Origin of the sequence: Marinobacter halodurans (genome assembly GCF_004327985.1) — a bacterium.
Lineage (GTDB): Bacteria > Pseudomonadota > Gammaproteobacteria > Pseudomonadales > Oleiphilaceae > Marinobacter_A > Marinobacter_A halodurans.
The window spans coordinates 1-5,414 of record NZ_SJDL01000076.1 but is presented as its reverse complement, the minus strand read 5'-3'; the positions used below and the strand labels follow the sequence as shown (position 1 = coordinate 5,414).

Genomic DNA, 5,414 nt, shown 5'->3' with positions numbered 1-5,414 from the left:
ATCTCGCTGCGGAGCCTGGCGTTTATCCCGTGGGATCATGGGCATTTCTTCCGGATTCTGAGTGAAACAGGGCGATTTATGCTGGATATTATACTTTGAAACAAAGCCAACTCATTGTCTTTATTTCAGTTTTTCTTTTGCAGGGCCGACGAAGTAACGTGATAGAGCGCGCCTGCGATTTCCAATCGCAACGGTTTGGCCATCCTTGGCTCCTTGTTGATGCTTGGCTAATGTGGATAAGTCATCGGAAATGCCTCCAACTTGCAGGCGGAGGGCAAAAGGCAAGACCTGACCCTGGAATTCCAGGGGTACCCAGATGCTCGCCCCCCTGCTGGATGCCGGCGTCCCGCCGGACATCCGGACCAGCAGCGGCGACAGTCTGCTGATGCTGGCCAGCTATCATGGTCACCTGGGGACGACGCGCCTGCTCCTGGAGAAAGGCGCCGATCCCGACCTGCCCAACGAACGGCTACAGACACCGTTGGCCGGCGTCGTCTATAAGGGCGAGATGGATATCGTCAACCTGCTGCTGGCAAAAGGGGCCGGCGTGGATAGCCGGCCCGAAGGCGCCAAGACACCGTTGATGTACGCCGCGATGTTCAACCGTGTGGATATGGTCGAACGTCTGCTCAAGGCCGGCGCCGATCGGAACGCCGTCGACGCCGAAGGCAATACCGCCCTGTCCCTGGCCAGGCCATGGGTGCAGCGGATGTGATTGGATTGCTGGAGAAGCATTAACGCCCGCCCCGCATGCCGAAAGGAATGGGGGCTGCCTTGGGCTTTAGCAAACCCGCGAATGCTGTCATTCAGGCTTCGCGTTTTGCCCCTTTTTTCAATTCCCTGCCATCCTGATCCTGCCAGTCGATCTTTCCGGAATTGCTGGTCTGCTGGGAGCCGAGGACCGTCCATATGCCGGCTAACAGGCTCAGTTAACAGGAGTTCACCGAATTAGGGAGCCTCTCTTCTGCCCGACGATCTGCTAAATTCAAGGATAGACCCTTCCAACCCTGCTGGATGATGAAGCGGCCTAGGGTACAGACGGCGTTTCAGCCGGAGCTGGAGCGGTATTTGGGATCGTCCTGATGATCTGGTGATTGTGCCCTCCCCCCCGATGCCACCCGGCGGAGAGACAGGCCGTCGAAACCGCGCCACACAATCGGGATCGTCATGGGTGGTAATTGATCGCCCAGTTCAACAAGTTACTCGACGATCTCTCTTCCGGGCGGCGGGCCACTATGATTTTACCGCCCCTGCCCTATGCGTAATCATCATTTCAGGCGCACAGCGGTCTCCTGCTACGCTTTCAAGTGCGCGTCTGCGTTATAGGTAGTGGATATGGCCAAGTTGAACCTGAACCTGCTGCGGACATTGGCGGTGCTCCTGGCTCAGCGTAATGTCTCCAGGGCAGCGGAAGAGCTTCGGCTTACGCAGTCGGCCATCAGCCGGCAGCTGTCCCAGTTGAGGGAGTACTTCAACGATCCGCTGTTGATCCGGGAGGGTAACGACTATCTGCTGACATCCAAGGCACAGCAACTGATACCGCAGTTGCAGGATATATTGTCACAGGTTGATGATTTAAGAGGGGAACCCGGGTTTACGCCGGCGGCCTGTGCCAGGCGGTTTTCATTTGCCTGCACCGATTATGTCGCCAACTTTATATTCCCGGATGTTCTGACCGACTTGCACTCCGAGGCGGATCAGATCGATATCAGTTATCGGATCTGGCGACCTCAATGGTTGAGTTCCCTGGCAACACGGCCCATCGATTTCTTTGCGACGATGATCGACGATGTGCCCGACAACCTCTACGGCGTACACCTGGGAGCCGATGCGCCGGCCCTGGTCATGGCCAGGAACCACCCCTTGAGCGGCCAAATCCCGGTAACGCTGGAGCAAATCCTGGACTATCCCTACGTTTCCATCACCGCCGGAGGCGATAAGGATCGCTTCTTTGACATCGAGTTGAACCGGCAGCGTAAACAGCGTCGCGTCGCCTTTGAGGTGCCCTTCTATGCGTCGGCCTTCAACGTGGTTGCGGGAGGCGAAATGCTGTTGATCGTACCGCGCCATATCGCCATGAACGCTGCTCGCAGTTACTCCATTGTCTATCGGGATCTGCCGCTGGAGAACCTGCCCACGCACAACTACTACCTTCTGTGGCACAGCATCCATCACCACGATCCTGCCCATCGCTGGGTCAGGGATCGGATCGCCCGGGTGCTTCGCGAATCCATCTTCTCCCCGCAGGGTATGAATTAAGCGCACGGCCTTTTTTCTTTTTTTTCATTTCTAAACAAAGCCTCATTTACTTACCTTTTAAATTGATATTCAACCCATTATCAACATGGGATCCGATATCTTTTATAACCCCTATTAAAACTAGAACAATAGGATAGAAGGTATGAATAATGACGCGGTTATAATCGAAGAAAACTCAAAGCCTGTTGATCGCATTTGGAGGGGGAAAATCACATTTGTGATGGCGGCAGCAGGATCAGCCGTCGGACTCGGCAATATGTGGAAGTTTCCCTATATAGCCGGTGAAAATGGCGGCGGCGCCTTTGTTCTTGTCTATCTTGCCTGCATATTATGCTTCGGCATTCCGCTCTTGATGGCAGAGATCGGAATGGGACGAATGGGCCGCAGCAATGCCCAGAACACATTCAGGATACTTCGCAGGGAATCAGGCAGCAAAGGCCCCTGGGGCGTGGTGGGTGCCCTTGCAATCGTCACAAGTTACCTGATCCTTTCCTTTTATATAGTCGTGGCCGGCTGGTGTCTTTATTATCTGTGGATTACCGTAAATGGGCAGTTCAACATACCGGGACAGATACTTGACAAGTCGGTAACAGGCGGCATGTTCGATAATCTGCTGGCAAGCCCGCAAACCCTGATTATATTCAGTGTTGTATTTCTCCTGATCACCTTCGGTATTGTCAGTTCCGGCATAAAGAACGGGATAGAAAAAACCGTCAACTGGATGATGCCATCGTTGATGCTGATACTGGTCCTGTTGATCGGTTATTCAATCAGGAACGGAGATTTTTCAGCAGCGGTCCATTTCCTGTTCAATGCTGATTTTCACAAACTGACGCTGAACGCCATCATTGTCGCCGTTGGTCATTCGTTTTTCACCCTCAGCCTGGCATCGGGTTCGATGATTACCTACGGCTCCTACATGTCGGCGAAAAGCTCCGTTGTAAAAACCTCGCTGGCGGTGGCGGGAATCGACACGCTGGTCGCGCTTACCGCCGGTCTCACCATCTTCCCGCTTGTCTTCGAGCACGGCCTTGAGCCGGGCGCCGGCCCTGGCCTGGTGTTTATCTCCCTGCCCCTGCTGTTTGGTGACATGCCGTATGGGCAACTGTTCGGGACGATATTCTTCCTCATGCTGTTTGTCGCCGCGCTAACGTCTGCGATCTCCCTGATGGAGCCGACCGTAGCCTGGCTGGAGCAACGTTTCTTTCTCTCCCGGACACGTGCCGCCCTGCTCACCACATTGACCGTATGGCTGGTCAGCCTGGGCACCGTTTTCTCGCTCAACATTTGGGATAACCCCATGTTTTTCGGGAAGACGTTCTTTGACGCACTGGATTATCTCACTGCCAACATTCTGATGACGGCAGGCGGGCTCGCAACGGCACTGTTTTGTGGCTATTGCCTCAAGGAACACCAACTGGAACAGATGTTCGGCGGGAATCGCGCTGTCATCGTGCCCTTCCGTATAGCCATGCGTTATGTCGTGCCCCTGTTTGTCGTCGTACTGGCGATTGGCCCCATCTGAACAATCAACTTATTAGGGAGTTACCAATGACAATCGAAACCGAAAGCCTCGGCATCCTGCAGCAATCGGTAGAAAGGCTCGCCCAGGGATTCGAGCAACTGCCGGCCTATCGACCGGAATACGACCGGGAGCGCGCGGAATCCGTGCTGCTGCAGGTCGCCGAGAAGATGTGGGACAACTATCCGTATCCACATCCCCAGTATGCCGGTCAGATGCTTAAGCCGCCGCACCCGGTTGCTCGCATGGCCTACATGCTTGCGATGTGGATCAACCCCAACAATCACGCCCTGGATGGAGGCAAGGCCAGTTCAGCCATGGAGAAGGAGGTGGTTGCCGAGATCGCCCGGATGTTCGGCTGGGACAACTGTCTGGGCCACCTGACCGGCGGTGGTACGCTGGCCAACCTGGAAGCGCTGTGGATCGCGAATCAACAGCACCCCGGCAAGACGATCGTCGCCTCGGCACAGGCTCACTATACGCACAACCGCATCTGCGGCGTGCTGCAGATTCCGTTCCGGTCGGTGCCCGTCGACGACCGGGCACGTATGGACGTTGGGGCCCTGGCCCGGATACTGGAGCAGGAGGAGGTCGGCACCGTGGTGGTGACCCTGGGTACCACCGGGGTAGGCTCCGTCGATCCGTTGCCGGAGATCCTCGAGCTTCAACGACGTTACGGCTTCCGCATTCATGTCGATTCCGCCTACGGCGGTTACTACCGACTTGTTGATACGCTGCCGCCTGATGCCGTGGCGGCCTACACACAGATCAGCCAGGTCGATTCCATCGTCGTCGATCCTCACAAGCACGGCCTGCAACCCTACGGCTGTGGCTGCGTCCTGTTCAGGGATCCAGAGGTGGGGCGGTTCTACAAGCACGACTCGCCCTACACCTACTTCAGTTCCGATGAGCTGCATCTGGGCGAGATCAGCCTGGAATGTTCCCGGGCGGGTGCATCGGCGGTTGCGCTTTGGGCCACGATGCAGATGTACCCGCTGACGACGGATGGCGAGTTTGCCGATGGCTTGCGCGCCTGCCGTCAGGCGGCGGTCATGCTGCATCGGCGCCTCAAGGAGGATCCGCGTTTCATAACGCCGTTGGAGCCGGACCTGGATATCGTGATCTGGGCGCCAAAAGCCGAGTCGACCGGCGCGATCTCGAAGCTGTCACAGCAGGTCTTCGAACAGGCCGAAGCCCGGGATCTCTACCTGGCGACATTCAGCTTTCCATCGGAGCTGGTCAAGAAGGCCTGTCCGGAGATCGAGATAGACACGCCCTACACCACCTGTCTGCGCTCCTCGTTGATGAAACCGGAACATCTGGGCTGGATTGAGGAGATTTGGCGAATTCTGGATGAAGCGCAGGAGAACCTGGCCTGAATAGGCCAGGTTTCCTTGTCGAGCCATGCATGCATTGGGGTCTTGTTGTCTGCCTATGAGACCCCTTGCAATCCATGGGGAGGCAGGCCTTGCACTATCAATTAGTCGGCCCTGCAAAAGAAAAACTGAAATAAAGACAATGAGTTGGCTTTGTTTCAAAGTATAATATCCAGCATAAATCGCCCTGTTTCACTCAGAATCCGGAAGAAATGCCCATGATCCCACGGGATAAACGCCAGGCTCCGCAGCGAGAT

Annotated in this window: 4 protein-coding genes; all 4 read left to right on the top strand. The window is 55.9% G+C overall.

Features of this window, described 5'->3' with window-relative positions:
* The first annotated feature begins 316 nt into the window (after nucleotides 1-316).
* The 4 genes from EZI54_RS22975 to EZI54_RS22960 all read left to right on the top strand — a co-directional run bounded on the left by EZI54_RS22975 (nucleotide 317) and on the right by EZI54_RS22960 (nucleotide 5,160).
* Entirely contained in the window at nucleotides 317-715 is a 399-nt protein-coding gene (locus EZI54_RS22975; protein WP_207389321.1) for an ankyrin repeat domain-containing protein, read from the top strand.
* A 620-nt stretch (nucleotides 716-1,335) separates the two neighbouring features.
* Nucleotides 1,336-2,259, top strand: a complete 924-nt coding sequence (locus EZI54_RS22970; protein WP_131484200.1) for a LysR family transcriptional regulator — start codon at nucleotides 1,336-1,338, stop codon at nucleotides 2,257-2,259.
* A gap of 142 nt (nucleotides 2,260-2,401) precedes the next feature.
* Entirely contained in the window at nucleotides 2,402-3,784 is a 1,383-nt protein-coding gene (locus EZI54_RS22965) for a sodium-dependent transporter (RefSeq protein WP_131484199.1), read from the top strand.
* 26 nt (nucleotides 3,785-3,810) lie between these two features.
* The gene (locus tag EZI54_RS22960) at nucleotides 3,811-5,160 is read left to right on the top strand and encodes a pyridoxal phosphate-dependent decarboxylase family protein (protein WP_131484198.1); all 1,350 of its coding nucleotides are present in this window, start codon (nucleotides 3,811-3,813) and stop codon (nucleotides 5,158-5,160) included.
* Nucleotides 5,161-5,414 lie beyond the last annotated feature (254 nt).